Source organism: Paraburkholderia metrosideri, from assembly GCF_904848625.1.
In the GTDB taxonomy this organism is placed as follows: Bacteria; Pseudomonadota; Gammaproteobacteria; order Burkholderiales; family Burkholderiaceae; genus Paraburkholderia; species Paraburkholderia metrosideri.
Map to the genome: position 1 here is coordinate 246,070 of NZ_CAJHCP010000004.1, position 14,601 is coordinate 260,670.

Sequence of the window (14,601 nt, forward strand, 5' to 3'; positions counted from 1 at the left end):
TTTTTGGTTTTGGTTTGGGTTTGGGTTTGGGTTTGGCGAGGAGGCTCGCCGGGTTGGCTGCCTCCTCGCACGTGGCAATGTTGCGCTGTTAGCGGCTTCCCCCGCCGCCATGGCCACCGCCGTAACCGCCACCGTGGCCGCCGCCGAAGCCACCGAAGCCACCGCCAGCGCCTCGGCCTTGGCCACCACCGGCGCCGTTGCCGTTGCTGCCGCCATGGCCTTCGCCGCCGTGGCCTTCGCCGCCGTGGCCGTTGCCGCCGTTGCCGTTGCCGTTGCCATTGCCATTGCCGCCAGCGTTGCCGCCGCCGTTGGAGCTGCCTCCGCCGTGGCCTTCGCCGCCGTGACCGCTACCGCCGTTGCCGTTGCCATTGCCGCCAGCGTTGCCGCCGCCGTTGGAGTTGCCTCCGCCGTGGCCTTCGCCGCCGTGACCGCTGCCACCGTTGCCGTTGCCGCCAGCGTTGCCGCCGCCGTTGGAACTGCCTCCGCCATGGCCTTCGCCGCCGTGGCCGCTACCACCGTTGCCGTTGCCACCAGCGTTGCCGCCGCCGTTGGAGCCGCCTCCGCCATGGCCTTCGCCGCCGTGGCCGCTGCCGCCGTTGCCGTTGCCGTTGCCGTTGCCACCAGCGTTGCCGCCGCCGTTGGAACTGCCTCGGCCATGGCCTTCGCCGCCGTGGCCGCTACCACCGTTGCCGTTGCCACCAGCATTGCCGCCGCCGTTGGAGCTGCCTCCGCCATGGCCTTCGCCGCCGTGGCCGCTGCCGCCGTTGCCGTTGCCGTTGCCGTTGCCACCAGCGTTGCCGCCGCCGTTGGAGTCGCCTCCGCCATGGCCTTCGCCGCCGTGGCCGCTACCACCGTTGCCGTTGCCACCAGCATTGCCGCCGCCGTTGGAGTCGCCTCCGCCATGGCCTTCGCCGCCGTGGCCGCTACCACCGTTGCCGTTGCCACCAGCATTGCCGCCGCCGTTGGAGTCGCCTCCGCCGTGACCTTCACCGCCGTGGCCGCTACCACCGTTGCCGTTGCCTTCGCCATGGCCTTCACCGCCGTGACCTTTGCCGCCACTGCTTGAGCCACTGCCGCCGTGCCCACTATCGCCGTGGCCGCTATCACCGTGGCCGCCGTCGCCGTGACCACTATCACCATGGCCGCCGTCGCCGTGACCACTATCACCATGGCCGCCGTCGCCATGACCGCCATCACCGGGACCGCTATCGCCATGACCACCGTCGCCGTGGCCACCATCACCATGGCCGCTATCGCCATGGCCACCATCACCGTGGCCGCCATCACCGTGACTACCATCACCATGGCCGCCGTCGCCGTGGCCACCATCACCATGGCCACCATCACCATGGCCACCATCGCCATGACCGCCATCACCGTGGCCACCATCACCATGGCCGCCGTCTCCATGGCCACCATCACCGTGGCCACCATCGCCGTGACCGCCATCACCGTGGCCACCATCACCATGGCCGCCGTCGCCGTGGCCGCCATCACCGTGACCGCCGTCTCCATGGCCGCCATCACCATGGCCGCCGTCGCCGTGGCCACCATCACCATGGCCGCCGTCGCCGTGGCCACCATCACCATGGCCGCCGTCGCCGTGGCCGCCATCACCGTGACCGCCGTCTCCATGGCCGCCGTCTCCATGGCCGCCATCACCATGGCCGCCGTCTCCATGGCCGCCGTCGCCGTGGCCACCATCACCGTGACCGCCGTCGCCGTGGCCGCCGTCTCCATGACCACCATCACCATGGCCGCCATCGCCATGACCGCCATCACCGTGGCCACCATCGCCATGGCCACCGTGACCATGCCCATGACCGTGACCATGCCCATGGCCGCCATCACCACTACCACTCCCACCATCACCACCATCCCCACTACCACCATCACCGCTACCGCCATCACCAGTACCGGTTCCGCCGGTACCCGTTCCACCGGTTCCACCACCATCACCACCGTTTCCGCCGCTTCCGGCGCCACCGCTGCCAGTCCCGCCACTGCCTGTTCCACCGCTGCCAGCCCCGCCACTGCCAGTCCCACCACTGCCAGCCCCACCGCTGCCAGTCCCACCACTTCCCGTCCCGCCACTGCCAGCCCCACCACTACCCGTCCCCGTCCCACCCTTCCCGCTATTCCCCGTGCTTCCAGACCCAAGTCCCGTCGAGCCCGAGCCGGAACCCGAGCCGCCACTCCCCCCACTCGCACCGCTTCCGCCGTTATCTCCTGAACCGCCTTGCGATCCGCTGAACGCACTCGTTCCCACCCCCGTCGCCGCAGCAATACCAATGTTGTTCGGCGCGAGAATTCCACCGTTGTCCAGTTTGCAACCGAGCGTATCGAACGGCCCGCAATCAATCGACGATGCCTGTGCAACCATTAGTCTGGAAGAACCCGTCGACGGCACGGCAGGTTTCGCCGGGTTCGTCTGAGCACCCGCAATCGCCGCGTAAAGACTCACAGCAACCGCTAACACAGCCCGCCGGGTTCCCAAAACCCGCGCGTCCCCGTTTTGCTTTTTCATTTGATTCTCCTAACCATGCACCCAGAAAGACCGGCCCAGTTAACGAGTGAATCTCTGTTCACTGTTAAAAAACGAAATTCAAAGCCCAGTCGGTATTGCCGCGCCTCACGCTAAATCAACGTAATGCGCGGCATCTCCCTCGCGTAAAATCCCGGCCCGATTTGGCGTGATCCGGGAGAAACGACTGGCTGCATCCGAATATCGTTGGTAGAGCGATGCAGCGAGGCTTGATGGACGTTGAAGTTATTCGGAGCGCCCCCTCGCGACCGTGCGTTAGCCCACGCAATGCGTCGCCGAGGGTGGGCTTCCACACAGTTGGACGAATCAGACTGTCAAGAATCGTTAATTACCGATCTCTTTAAACCGCTAGACATTTTTGTCTTTAAATATGGAATCCCAACTATCTTCACGTTGAATAAGCGAGGCATTCCACAGAATCCGGCCGATTGCCAGTAGCGGAATCACTAACTCTTCAGCAGTACCTGGCCGATCGCGCAACCGCAATAACGCTTTTAATCCGTCGAGATAAGTGTTTATCCGCACGCAAATCAACAACGGCCGAAGCGCAATGAGCGCAATCACACAGACAGGGTGTAGATGAACCACGTCATCACCCGATCTCAAACTGACGGCGCACGTTCTCATTGCGTGCGTTACCCCACAGAGTGAACGCAATCCCAATTCAACCGACTTCAGGCGACAATAGAGACATCGCAACTCCATCGAGAACAGGAAAACCGATGCTTCTATCAGAACAATGGGTACTGGTAACGGGCGGCGCCCGCGGGCTGGGCGCGGCAATTACGCGGGCACTCCTGCGCGAAGGCGCAAGCGTGGTCGTGAATTATCACAAGAGCGAAACGCAGGCTCTCGCGTTGAAAGACGAATTCGGCGACCGGGTATTGCCGCTTCAAGCCGACATCACCGACACAGCCGCGGTCGCGCATCTGTTCGATGCAGCACGAGCGCAGACCGGTCAACCGGTGGTGTCGGTGGTGAATAACGCGCTGGCCGACTTCCGCTTCGACGGCGACGCACGCCCGACCATCGACTCGATCCAATGGTCGCATTTCCAGCAGCAACTCGATGGCTCGCTCAAAGGCGCGCTCAACACGATCCAGGCGGCCGCGGCCGGCATGCGCGCGCGAGGGTTTGGCCGCATCGTCAACGTGGGCACCAATCTGTTTCAGAACCCGGTGGTCCCGTATCACGATTACACGGCGGCCAAAGCGGCGCTGTTGTCGCTGACCCGCACCGCCGCACACGATCTCGGTCCCGACGGCATCACGGTGAACATGGTGTCGGGTGGCCTGCTACGCACCACCGACGCCAGCGCGGCCACCCCCGAATTCGTGTTCGACCTGATCGCCAGTTCCACGCCGGTGCGGCGCGTCACGACGCCCGAGGAATTCGCCGACGCCGTGCTGTTCTTCCTGTCACCATGGTCGCGTGCAGTGACCGGGCAGAACCTGATCGTCGATGGCGGTCTGGTCAAAGGCTGAAAAGCCAGCAGAGTCAGCTGGCAAAGATAGCGAAAGCGGCATCTAAACCAGCAGCAAAACCGGCCCGCGCCTCCGCGCGGCGCCGCGCAAAGTGTCGCCGCGCAACCATCAGATTGCGCAGATCCAACACTTCGTCGCGCGATCTCTTTCCGAAGTATTTCCACCATCCGCAGCGCCGCGGCGCACCTTCGACGCCGATGCGCGCCGCAAACCCTTGCCACACGAGCGCTCGCGTGAAATCAAGCGCGGGCGCGGGTATACCTTTGTTTGACTTGGCGAGGCAGCCCCGTTTACTGGACGCAAATAAACCTCTCAATACGCTTTCAATCTCACTTCTGGCCGCTGGAATGAAACAGGCACCAGCGCGAAGCGAGCCGAAAGCGTCGTCCGTTTCTTCTCGAGGAGATGACCCATGGCTCAAATGTCCAGTAGCGCTGTCGACGAATTGAAATCGGCAGTTCGCGGTCCACTGTTGCTGCCCGGCGACCCGAATTTCGATGCGGCACGCAGCATCTGGAACGCGATGATCGACCGTCATCCGGCGATGATCCTGCGTTGCGCCGGCGCGGCCGACGTGCGCCGCGGCATCGCGTTCGCACGCGAGCACGATCTGCCGCTCGCGATTCGCGGCGGTGGTCACAACATCGGCGGCAGCGCGCTGTGCGACGACGGCCTCGTACTCGATCTATCGTCGATGAAATCCGTGCGCATCGAACCGGCCACGCGGCGCGCTTATGTCGAACCGGGCGCGACGCTGCACGATTTCGACCACGAAGCACAAGCATTCGGACTCGCCACCCCGCTCGGCATCAATTCGACGACGGGCGTCGCGGGCCTGACGCTCGGCGGCGGCTTCGGCTGGCTCAGCCGCAAATACGGCATGACGATAGACAACCTGATCTCGGCCAACGTCATCACCGCCGACGGCGAGTTGCTCCACGCGAGCGCCGATTCGCATGAAGACCTGTTCTGGGCGATTCGCGGCGGCGGCGGAAATTTCGGCGTGGTCACGCAATTCGAGTTCGGCTTGCATCCGGTGGGACCGCTCGTTTATGGCGGTCTCTACGTGCTGCCGATCGATCAGGCGAAGGACGCGCTCGTCAAATATCGCGCGTCGACTGCGGGCACACCGGAAGAACTCAGCGTATGGGCCGTGCTGAGGCTCGCGCCGCCGTTGCCGTTCCTGCCGCCCGAAGTGCATGGCAAACCGGTGATCGTGTTCGCGATGTGTTACAGCGGCCCGGTCGAAAATGGGCCGTCCGTGGTGGAACCGGTGCGCGGTTTCGGCACGCCGGTCGGCGAACATCTCGGACCGATGCCGTATGCGATGTGGCAGCAGGCTTTCGATCCATTGCTCACGCCCGGCGCGCGTAATTACTGGAAATCGCACAATCTCGACCGCATCGACGACGGCCTGATCGACGCACTGCTTCACTCGATCGGCGAGCTGCCGTCCGCGCAGTGCGAGATATTTTTCGGGCAAATCGGCGGACAAACAAAGCGCGTGGCAGCCAGCGCAACCGCCTACCCCAGCCGCGACACGCAGTACGCGATGAACGTACACGGCCGCTGGGACGATGCAAGCGACGACGAGCGCTGCATCGCCTGGGCGCGCGCATTCTCCGACGCCGCTGCACCGTTTGCACTGGGCAGCGTGTACGTGAACTTCATGACACAGGAGGAAACCAGCCGGATCGCCGAAGCCTATGGGACGAACTACGAACGGCTCGTCGCTGTAAAAAGCCGCTACGACCCGCACAACCTTTTCCGTCATAACCAGAACATTCGTCCGGCTACGCAGTCATAGCTGGCAGCAAAACCTGCGCTGAAAACCCCGCAGGCTCTTTGTGGGGACGGGTCTGGCTGCGCCGTCCCTGCGCGGACGGCGGGGTCGGGCACGCTAAATGCTGTTCAGCACTCAGGTGCGCAACCCAAAACACCCCCGGCGAGTGACTGGCAAACAGGCTCGCAGCCGCGAGAAGAAAGCAACGGAAACAGGTAACAAGGCAGTTAAGGAGCTGGCAACAAAACCAGCCAACAAAGCGAAAAAAGCAACTTCTATAACGCAAAAGGAAAAGGAAAAACCATCATGCGCAGACGACAATTCATCATGACCGGCAGCGCTGCTTTGGCCTCCATGGGCTTCAGCCTCGCCGGTTGCACGACAACGTCGCCGTCTTCGAGCGCTTCGCCTTCGGCCAATGCCGGGAAGCGCGACACGATCAACGCAGGGGTCGATTCGACACTCGCACGCCTGTATGAAAACGTCGGCGGTTCGCGCGAACTGGTGGCCAAGGCGCGCGGCGTGCTGGTGTTTCCGTCCGTGATCTCCGCAGGCTTCTGGGTCGGCGGACAATATGGCGAGGGTGCGCTGCGCGTGGGCGGCCGCACCACGGGTTTCTACAGCACGGTGGCAGGCTCGTTCGGCTTGCAGATCGGCGCGCAATCGAAGGCGCTGGTTTTCCTGTTCATGACGCAGGAGGCACTCGACGGCTTCCTGAGCAGCCAGGGCTGGGCAGCCGGCGCGGACGCAACGGTCGCCGTGCTGAAGGTCGGCGCGAACGGTGCGGTCGACACCTCCACCGCCACCAGCCCCGTCGAAGCATTCGTGCTGACGAACGGCGGCCTGATGGCTGGCGTATCGCTGGAAGGCACGAAGGTATCGCGCCTCGTCATCTAACCGGCGCGTAAGCCGGGTCATATGGAACGTCACGCGGCCGCTTCTGTGGCGGCGTGACGTTTTCACCCCGGCGCCACCGCGCGTTGCGTAACTCCTTTTTTCGCGTTGAATCGCGTCGGCTCGGCGCGTTGCCCCTGAGCGCCTCGCCGGTCACTCCGGTTACCTTCCTGTAAAATCCCCGTTTTTTGCAATTTGCCAGCGCGCCGCTGAATCGCAACGTCAACCTTCGGTCGCTGGACACACCCGTGCGGACCCCGTGCGTCCCCCCGCACTCCGCTCGCCCACGCTCCCCACCTCGTCGAAGATGAACACCGCTAGTCCCTCCCACGGTTGGCTTGCCCGGCTACCCGGTATCAAGAGCAATGTCCTCGCGGGACTGACCTCGTCGTTCGCGCTCGTGCCCGAATGCATTGCCTTCGCGCTGGTCGCCCATCTCAATCCGCTGATGGGCCTTTACGGCGCGTTCTTCATCTGCACGATCACCGCTTTATTCGGCGGACGCCCCGGCATGATTTCGGGTGCTGCCGGTTCAATGGCCGTGGTGATCGTCGCACTGGTGGTCCAGCACGGCGCGCAATATCTGCTCGCGACAGTGATACTCAGCGGCATCCTGATGGTGCTGTTCGGCGCGTTGCGTCTGGGCAAACTGATCCGCATGGTCCCGCATCCGGTGATGCTGGGTTTCGTCAACGGGCTCGCGATTGTGATCGCGACCGCGCAACTCGCGCACTTCAAACAGAGCACGCCGCAAGGCGAACAATGGCTGCACGGCAGTGCTTTGCTGATGATGTGCGGCCTCGTCGCGTTGACGATGGCGATCGTCTACCTGCTGCCGCGCGTCACTCGCGCCGCGCCGCCTGCGCTGGTTGCAATCGTCGGCGTCGGTCTGTTCACGCAATTGCTGCATCTGCCCACGCGTACGCTCGGCGACATGGCGCACATCGCGGGCGGCTTGCCCGCGCTGAATCTGCCCGCTGTGCCGCTGAATCTCGACACGCTGCATATCGTGCTGCCCTACGCGGTGCTAATGGCGATCGTCGGTCTGCTCGAAACGCTGCTCACCTTCAACCTGACCGACGAGATCACCGAAACACGCGGTCAGCCGAATCGCGAATGTCTGGCGCTGGGCGCGGCCAATATCGCATCGGGTCTGTTCGGCGGGATGGGCGGATGCGCGATGATCGGCCAGACCATGATCAACCTGAACTCGGGCGGCCGTTCGCGGCTGTCGGGCATTGTCAGCGGCGTGATGATCTTGATGTACATCCTGTTCCTGTCGCCGCTGATCGAACGGATTCCGCTCGCCGCGCTGGTCGGCGTGATGTTCGTGGTCGCGCAGCAGACTTTTGCGTGGGGTTCGCTGCGCGTGCTGGGCAAGGTGCCGCGCAACGACGCGCTGGTCATCGTGGCGGTGACCGTCATCACCGTGTTTTCCGATCTGGCGATTGCCGTGATGTGCGGCATCGTGATCGCCGCATTGAATTTTGCATGGCAGCATGCCCGCGAAATTCACGCGCATGTAGAAGATCACTCCGGCGACAAAACCTACGTGCCGCGCGGAACGCTCTTTTTTGCGTCGACCACGCGTTTTCACGAACTGTTCGACCCGGCGCAGGACCCCGAACGCGTCACGGTCGATTGCAGTCATTTGCTGCTGGCGGATCATTCCGCGCTGGCGGCCTTGCAGGGGCTGGTTGAACGCTACCGTAAAGCCGGCAAGCAACTGCGCATGAAAAATCTGTCGGAACGCAATCAGCGCCTGTTGCACCGCGCGGGAATCGGGCTCGCCTGAGGGCTGGCAAGCCGGCGTTTGCAAACCCGCTTCAAGAGAGTTTGCAAACGGCCCGCCAGCGGTCGTTCAAACACGCTCGCCGACGTTCAGCCGGCATACAACTACTCTACACGCGTTGGGCAAACGCCGGCGCAGACGTAGAGAGCAGCACCCGATCACCATCGACGCACACCGCGTCTCACCGTTCATCCACCCGGACGGCGTGCCCGCCGTCACTGCGGCGGGAGAGTCAGAGAGGCGATTTCACAGCGCGGCCATTGCCGCAGGGCCTCTGGCGCCAGCAGCAGTTTGGCCGCCCGCACCCCAGCCCCCATCACGATCTGAGACCGCTCCATCACGGCGGCATCGACGAAAATGCGCCAGTCGGCAGGCAACCCGAACGCGGTAATGCCGCCGAATTCCATGCCGCTATGCTCCACTGCCGCTTCCTTTTTAGCGAACGACAGCCGCTGTGCGCCCAGCGCAGTCTTCACCGCGCCGTTGATATCGAGGCGCAACGACCCCAGCGAAACCAGCGCCGCATAATGTTCGGCGCCCTCTTTCTTATAGCGGACGACGATCGTGTTCGCGCAGTCTTCGAGGCCAAAGCCATAGCGCGCGCTGAATTCGGCGGTGTCCGACGCGTCGTCGGTGACGGAAAAGACCGTTACGCCAACGGGCGGCAATTGTTCGACGACGTGCGCGGGCAAATGCGCGCCTAGTTGATCCGCCGCGATGATGTCGAGCTGCTGTACGAGTTCGTGCGAGTGCATAGTGTGCCAGTTGAGAAGCGATATGAATGAGCAAGCTATCTAGCGATTCTTCCGCATTCTAGCGGGACACTTCCGATGCCGCGTGCCGGGAAGCAGGCAGCACGCGAACCAACTTGTATAGTGACAGGCACAAGGTTTGCGAAAGCTAAGGGCAGGCTGCGCCGGCGCGACTTGCCCGGCAAATCGCGCCGCTGGATCTGCCGGCTTGCAGGCAGCGGTTCGCAAACAGTCAATTCGCGGCAGCATCACATCGAGAAACACGATCATGGATATGGACACCCTTTCCAGCGAAAACCTCCAGCAGACGGCCCGCAACCAGGCCAACTGGGCCATGGGCGCATTCAGGCAGTTCGGCGAAGACCGATGCGCGGCGATGGCTGCGAGCATTGCGTTCTATGCGGCGTTTTCGCTCGCGCCGACACTCGTGATGGTGATTGCGGTGGCCGGCTGGTTCTTCGGTGCCGAAGCCGCGCGCGGCGAACTGTATAGCCATATCAACGGCCTGCTCGGCGATCAGGCGGCGGCGGGCGTTCAAACCATCGTCGAAAACGCTCATCACAGTGGCAACGCGGGCGGCGTTGCCGCGATCATCTCGTTCTCCATGCTGGCCATAGGCGCGTCGGCCACTTTCTCGTCGCTCAATAGCGCGCTCAATCTGGTGTGGCCGAATACGGGCCCACGTACGTCCAGCGTGATTGCGCTAGTGCGGGTGCGCCTGATCTCGTTCGGGCTCGTGCTCGGCGTCGCATTCCTGCTGATCGTGTCGCTGGTGCTCGACACCGCCATCACGTTTGTCGGTCAATGGCTGTGGGGTAATTCGCCGTATGTCATCATCGGCAACCTGATGCAACTGGGCGTCGGCTTGCTGGTGCTCGCGTTCGCATTTGCCGGCCTGCTCAAATTTCTGCCGGATGCCACGGTGCGCTGGCGCGATGCGCTGGTCGGCGGAATCGTTGCGGCGGTGCTGTTTTCAGCGGGCAAGAAACTGTTTGCGCTCTATCTCGCGCACGCCGGCATGGCCAGTTCGTTCGGCGCCGCCGGGTCGCTCGCCGTTCTGCTGATGTGGCTGTACTTCTCGGCGGCGGTATTGCTGCTCGGCGCGGAATTTTCGGCAGCGCGCGGACGCATGCACGATCCGCGCGGCGGCTGGGGCATGCAGGAAGCATCGCCGCCCGGCAGCCGCGCGATGCTGGCGTCGGTGCTGGCGGCGTCGACGGTGTCGGCCGACACGGCGCCCAGCGCTGGAAGAAGCCCGCAGCGGGACACCGCAACGGCGGCGACCGGACCCGGCGCAGCGGGCGCACCTGCCGCGCCGGCGGCTCGCGCGGCTGCGGGAGGCTTGGCTGGCACACTTTCCGCCGCGGCGCCAGCTACGATTTTTCGCACTCAGGCGCGAAGAAATCTTACGACGCGCGCAACCGCGCTGAAGGTCGGCCGCAGCGTCCTGCTTGCCGAGGCGCAAGCCACCCGGATCGCCGCGGCCACGCTGCTCGAAACCAGCCGGAAGGCAGCCGCGGCCGATCGCTACGTCAGGCGCAATCCGTGGACTTCCGTGCTGCTCGCCGCAGCCGCCGGCCTTGCCGCAGCCACGGTTGCGCGCCGCAATATCGGCGACGCCGGAAACACCCGTAATCCGTAAGCACTCCACTTATCTGCCAGACGGGGCGGCGTACCGCAGCCCCGTCCGGCCACGCTGCACACATAATGGGTCGGGTTGTCTATCTCGCTACTCAACCGCCGCACCCGCCGTTTTTTCATTCTGCTATGCAGCGAGCCCGACCATTAGAAATGCCAACCATAATCCACGTCGAGTAGAGGTCCGAAGTCAAGGCGCCTGCACCATCACTGTCAACAAAACAACAATAATGCCGCGTCAACGAATAAATATTGCTAAAACCGAAATAATCGGGAACCCGCTTTAAATACAAGACCTTGCGTCCATTGTCTGTTTTTAGAGACAGTCTTTTTTTTCCTGTTCTTGCCGATCGGGCCGGTGAGCTATTCTCCTTTTCGCAACAACGAAACTAATCATCGCGTGGAGAAATAGATGAAACGAATCGCACTGTCTACCCTCTCGCTGGCGCTTCTCGGCGTCACCGGCGTGGCCCATGCTCAAAGCAGCGTTACCCTGTATGGCTTGATCGATGAATCAGTCCAGTACGTGAACAACGCCACTCCGTCAGGCGGTAGCGTCGTGAAACTGTTCGGCGGCAACCTTCAGGGCAGCCGTTTCGGCCTGAAGGGTACGGAAGACCTCGGCGGTGGCCTGAAGGCAATCTTCCAGTTGGAAAACGGTTTTGATATCAACAGCGGCGCGCTCCAGCAAGGCGGCGCGCTGTTCGGTCGCCAGGCGTTCGTTGGCTTGACCGGCGACTCGTGGGGCACGTTCACGGCTGGTAAGCAGTACGACCCGCTGGTCGACATGGTTCAGCCGCTGACGGGCGACAACTACTTCGGCAGCACGTTCGCTACGCCGGGTGACGTCGACAATAACGACAACAGCTTCCGCGTGATCAACGCAGTCAAGTACGTGTCGCCGGTGTTCTCGGGCTTCCAGGTTGAAGGCGTGTACGGCTTCGGCGGCGTCGCCGGTTCGACGGGTTCGAACCAGACGTGGTCGGGCGCGGCAACGTTCGCAACGGGTCCGTTCAGCCTCGCTGCTGGCTACCTGCATGCAGACAATTCGAACACGGGCGCCGCGCGCACCACGTGGTCGGGCACGTCGGGCAATACGTTCGACACCAACTTCCCGAATAATGCCGGCATCAACTCGGCATACGTTACGGCGAAGTCGATTGGTATCGCTTCGGTGGCGGCGCAGTATGTGGTCGGTCCGTTCACGGGCAACCTGAGCTACAGCAACGCGCAATACAAGCCGGATGCAGCGTCGGGATTCGACACGACGCAGAAGTTCAACGTCGGCCGCGCCTACGTGGGCTACCAGATCACGCCGGCAGCATTGCTGGGTATCGGCTACGCGTACACGAAGGGCACTGGCGACGCATCGGCAACTTACAACCAGGTGTCGCTGGGTGGCGATTACTCGCTGTCCAAGCGTACCGACCTGTATGTGGTTGGCGCATGGCAGCACGCCAGCGGCGAACAGCGTGATCCGACCACCGGCGCACTCGTGGGTGCAACGGCTTCGATCGGTTCGTACGGCAACCAGGCAAGCACCGACAACCAGGTTATGGTCAGCGTCGGTATCCGTCACAAGTTCTAATCGGACTTGCTACGTAGCTGAAGCAAACGTCAAAAAAACCAGCCAGAGGCTTTGCCGACGGCTGGTTTTTTTTCGTCTTGCAGTTCTGCTTCCGTGTGGACAGCGGCAAAACAAAAAGGCCGCCTGCAAGCCCGTTATCGGACCTGCAGGCGGCCTTTTTGTCGAACAGGCGGAAGGTGCCCGACTTACCGGGGCGCCCCGACCTCCCGCACCTACCGCCGCTGCGACTTGCCCTTCTCGGCCTGCGCCAGCGTCTGCGCGGGCTTCACATCGTGCTCATGCTCGATCCCATCGGCGCCCACCGGCGCGCGATACAGCACCAGCGCGCGTTCTCTTTGCAACGCCGGCACATTCGGCGATACCTGCCAGTCGGGATCGGGAATCTCGCCGAACACCTGGCGCAAGCGTTCGCCCCAGGTCCGGTGGATCATCTCGAAGTAGGCGTTGTCCTGATCGATCGACACGAAACGCGTCACGCGAAGCGTGTCCTTTTCGTACACCAGCAGATCGAGTGGCAATCCCACCGACAGGTTCGAACGAAGCGTCGAATCCATCGAGATCAGCGCGCACTTGGCGGCTTCGTCGAGCGGCGTGGACGGCGTGAGCACGCGGTCGATGATCGGCTTGCCGTACTTGGCCTCGCCGATCTGAAAATACGGGTTCACCGCCGACGACTCGATGAAATTGCCCGCCGAGTAGATCATGAACAGGCGCGGCCGGTTGCCCGCAATCTGTCCGCCAAGAATGAAGCTGCAATTGAAGTCGACGCCGAATTCCTGCAACGCCTCCGCTTCACGCTGATGCACACAGCGCACCGCGCGGCCGATTACGCGTGCCGCGTCCGCCATGGTAGGCGCGCTCCACAGCGTGGGTTGCGACGGGTCGGCGGGCTCGGACAACTCGTGCAGCACCGCTTGCGTGAGCGACAGGTTGCCGGCGCCCATCAAAACCAGCATGCGTTCGCCCGGCTGCTCGAACACCGACATCTTGCGTGCGGTGCTGATGTGATCGACGCCCGCATTGGTGCGGGTGTCCGACAGCAACACGAGCCCGTCGTCGACGGCCATGCCGACACAGTAAGTCATAGGAGAGTCCCGCAAAAAACCACTGAACGGCGCTATTGTAATGCGGCGCGCATGCGCCGCTGTTCCGTATGACGGCTTTTGCGATCCCAAACTGAATAGAGATGAGTGCCGGCCCTGGCCGGAGCGGCTGGCAACCGCTCCGGCCAGGGCGCTGGTAAGCACCGCTCATGCGTCACTCACGAGACGTTCACGAGCGGCCAAGATAGCCGCCTACTGCGTCTGCTGGGCACTCACCGTCACCGAGACCTTCAGCTCCTCTTCCAGACCGCCTATGCGCCGGCCACGCACCGGCGCGGCAGCTTCATAGTCGCGGGCGACGGCAAGCCGGCAATAAATTTCGCTGGCGAATGCGGCATGGGTGACATCGACGGAAATCCAGCCCTTGCCTTCGAGCCACACGTCGACCCATGCATGGCTCGCACCGTGAGGCGCCGCGACGGAAGCGTCCTGAGGAGACACTTCGCCGGGTTCGATATAGCCGCTCACGTAACGCGCCGGAATTCCGCGCACGCGGCAGCAGGCGAGCATCAGATGCGCATGGTCCTGACACACGCCGTTGCCCAGTTCGAGCGCCTGTGCCGCGGTGCTGGTGACTTCGGTGATGCCGGAGTTGTACTTCACGCGCTGCACGATCTGCCCGGATAGCTCGATCAGACTGGCCGAACTCGTGAGCGTCGGCACCGACTGAGCCAGTTCGCGGATCGCCGCATCGGCTTCCGTCAGCCGCGTCGCGCAGGTGAAATGTTCGAGCGGGATCGGGCCGACCGCATCGCGCAGCAAGCCGTCGACCAGCGGAATCGTCTCCACTTCGCCAGACACATGCAGCCGGATCTCGTTATGCGGCTTGTTGATCACCAGCGTGTGCAGCACGTTGCCATAGGCATCGAAGGTCGCGTCGAGCTTGCCCGGCGCGTCGATGTGCCAGCGCCGCACCACCTGCGCGGCGCCGCTGGCGGGCGTCAGACGCAGTTGCTGGATCGAATAGTGGACGGTCGCTTCATAGCGATAGGAGGTGTCGTGGCGGATCGTCAGGTACATAA

The 14,601-nt window shown here is 63.1% G+C and carries 13 protein-coding genes; 9 read left to right on the forward strand and 4 right to left on the reverse strand.

Annotated features, from left to right (window positions below):
• The first annotated feature begins 109 nt into the window (after positions 1-109).
• From LMG28727_RS34520 to LMG28727_RS09755, 3 genes are all read left to right on the forward strand, one after another.
• Positions 110-1,066 carry a hypothetical protein gene (locus LMG28727_RS34520; protein ID WP_201642093.1) on the forward strand — a complete coding sequence of 319 codons (957 nt, stop codon included), beginning with the start codon at positions 110-112 and terminating at the stop codon, positions 1,064-1,066.
• 12 nt (positions 1,067-1,078) lie between these two features.
• Positions 1,079-2,233, forward strand: coding sequence for a hypothetical protein (locus LMG28727_RS09750; protein WP_201642094.1), 1,155 nt, complete (start codon positions 1,079-1,081; stop codon positions 2,231-2,233).
• Positions 2,234-3,267: 1,034 nt separating this feature from the next.
• Complete coding sequence (locus LMG28727_RS09755) at positions 3,268-4,029, forward strand: 3-oxoacyl-ACP reductase (protein WP_201642095.1); 762 nt, start codon at positions 3,268-3,270, stop codon at positions 4,027-4,029.
• Between the two features lie 13 nt (positions 4,030-4,042).
• Here LMG28727_RS09755 and LMG28727_RS09760 read toward each other — a convergent pair whose 3' ends face one another.
• Positions 4,043-4,252: a hypothetical protein gene (locus LMG28727_RS09760; RefSeq protein WP_201642096.1), complete on the reverse strand. Its 210-nt coding sequence runs from the start codon at positions 4,250-4,252 to the stop codon at positions 4,043-4,045.
• A 189-nt stretch (positions 4,253-4,441) separates the two neighbouring features.
• On the opposite strand from LMG28727_RS09760, the gene LMG28727_RS09765 reads away from it, so the two are divergent.
• The 4 genes from LMG28727_RS09765 to LMG28727_RS09780 all read left to right on the forward strand — a co-directional run bounded on the left by LMG28727_RS09765 (position 4,442) and on the right by LMG28727_RS09780 (position 8,501).
• Positions 4,442-5,836 carry an FAD-binding oxidoreductase gene (locus LMG28727_RS09765; RefSeq protein ID WP_201642097.1) on the forward strand — a complete coding sequence of 465 codons (1,395 nt, stop codon included), beginning with the start codon at positions 4,442-4,444 and terminating at the stop codon, positions 5,834-5,836.
• 97 nt (positions 5,837-5,933) lie between these two features.
• A complete protein-coding gene (locus LMG28727_RS09770) occupies positions 5,934-6,143 on the forward strand; it encodes a hypothetical protein (protein ID WP_201642098.1) in 210 nt (69 codons plus the stop codon).
• Complete coding sequence (locus tag LMG28727_RS09775) at positions 6,119-6,709, forward strand: BPSL1445 family SYLF domain-containing lipoprotein (protein ID WP_201642099.1); 591 nt, start codon at positions 6,119-6,121, stop codon at positions 6,707-6,709. The genes LMG28727_RS09770 and LMG28727_RS09775 overlap by 25 nt, the downstream gene beginning before the upstream one ends.
• 304 nt (positions 6,710-7,013) lie before the next feature.
• Positions 7,014-8,501 carry a SulP family inorganic anion transporter gene (locus LMG28727_RS09780; RefSeq protein WP_201642100.1) on the forward strand — a complete coding sequence of 496 codons (1,488 nt, stop codon included), beginning with the start codon at positions 7,014-7,016 and terminating at the stop codon, positions 8,499-8,501.
• 212 nt (positions 8,502-8,713) lie between these two features.
• Here the strand turns inward: LMG28727_RS09780 and LMG28727_RS09785 are convergent, their stop codons facing one another.
• Positions 8,714-9,253, reverse strand: coding sequence for a YbaK/EbsC family protein (locus LMG28727_RS09785; protein ID WP_201642101.1), 540 nt, complete (start codon positions 9,251-9,253; stop codon positions 8,714-8,716).
• Between the two features lie 265 nt (positions 9,254-9,518).
• Between LMG28727_RS09785 and LMG28727_RS09790 the strand changes: the two genes are divergently transcribed.
• Together LMG28727_RS09790 and LMG28727_RS09795 are read left to right on the forward strand one after the other, a co-directional pair.
• On the forward strand, positions 9,519-10,892 hold the full coding sequence (locus LMG28727_RS09790) for a YihY/virulence factor BrkB family protein (RefSeq protein WP_201642102.1): 1,374 nt from the start codon (positions 9,519-9,521) through the stop codon (positions 10,890-10,892).
• Between the two features lie 408 nt (positions 10,893-11,300).
• A complete protein-coding gene (locus LMG28727_RS09795) occupies positions 11,301-12,476 on the forward strand; it encodes a porin (protein WP_201642103.1) in 1,176 nt (391 codons plus the stop codon).
• Between the two features lie 212 nt (positions 12,477-12,688).
• Here LMG28727_RS09795 and LMG28727_RS09800 read toward each other — a convergent pair whose 3' ends face one another.
• Together LMG28727_RS09800 and LMG28727_RS09805 are read right to left on the reverse strand one after the other, a co-directional pair.
• Positions 12,689-13,561: a proteasome-type protease gene (locus tag LMG28727_RS09800; RefSeq protein ID WP_201642104.1), complete on the reverse strand. Its 873-nt coding sequence runs from the start codon at positions 13,559-13,561 to the stop codon at positions 12,689-12,691.
• A 210-nt stretch (positions 13,562-13,771) separates the two neighbouring features.
• Positions 13,772-14,599 (reverse strand): transglutaminase family protein, encoded by an 828-nt coding sequence (locus LMG28727_RS09805; protein WP_201642105.1) that lies wholly within the window; start codon positions 14,597-14,599, stop codon positions 13,772-13,774.
• Positions 14,600-14,601 lie beyond the last annotated feature (2 nt).

Bases quoted from the DNA above. Each gene is read 5' to 3' on its own strand.
- LMG28727_RS34520 (WP_201642093.1), top strand. From the start codon at position 110: ATGGCCACCGCCGTAACCGCCACCGTGGCCGCCGCCGAAGCCACCGAA.
- LMG28727_RS09755 (WP_201642095.1), top strand. From the start codon at position 3,268: ATGCTTCTATCAGAACAATGGGTACTGGTAACGGGCGGCGCCCGCGGG.
- LMG28727_RS09765 (WP_201642097.1), top strand. From the start codon at position 4,442: ATGGCTCAAATGTCCAGTAGCGCTGTCGACGAATTGAAATCGGCAGTT.
- LMG28727_RS09770 (WP_201642098.1), top strand. From the start codon at position 5,934: ATGCTGTTCAGCACTCAGGTGCGCAACCCAAAACACCCCCGGCGAGTG.
- LMG28727_RS09775 (WP_201642099.1), top strand. From the start codon at position 6,119: ATGCGCAGACGACAATTCATCATGACCGGCAGCGCTGCTTTGGCCTCC.
- LMG28727_RS09780 (WP_201642100.1), top strand. From the start codon at position 7,014: ATGAACACCGCTAGTCCCTCCCACGGTTGGCTTGCCCGGCTACCCGGT.
- LMG28727_RS09785 (WP_201642101.1), bottom strand. From the start codon at position 9,253: ATGCACTCGCACGAACTCGTACAGCAGCTCGACATCATCGCGGCGGAT.
- LMG28727_RS09790 (WP_201642102.1), top strand. From the start codon at position 9,519: ATGGATATGGACACCCTTTCCAGCGAAAACCTCCAGCAGACGGCCCGC.
- LMG28727_RS09795 (WP_201642103.1), top strand. From the start codon at position 11,301: ATGAAACGAATCGCACTGTCTACCCTCTCGCTGGCGCTTCTCGGCGTC.
- LMG28727_RS09800 (WP_201642104.1), bottom strand. From the start codon at position 13,561: ATGACTTACTGTGTCGGCATGGCCGTCGACGACGGGCTCGTGTTGCTG.
- LMG28727_RS09805 (WP_201642105.1), bottom strand. From the start codon at position 14,599: ATGTACCTGACGATCCGCCACGACACCTCCTATCGCTATGAAGCGACC.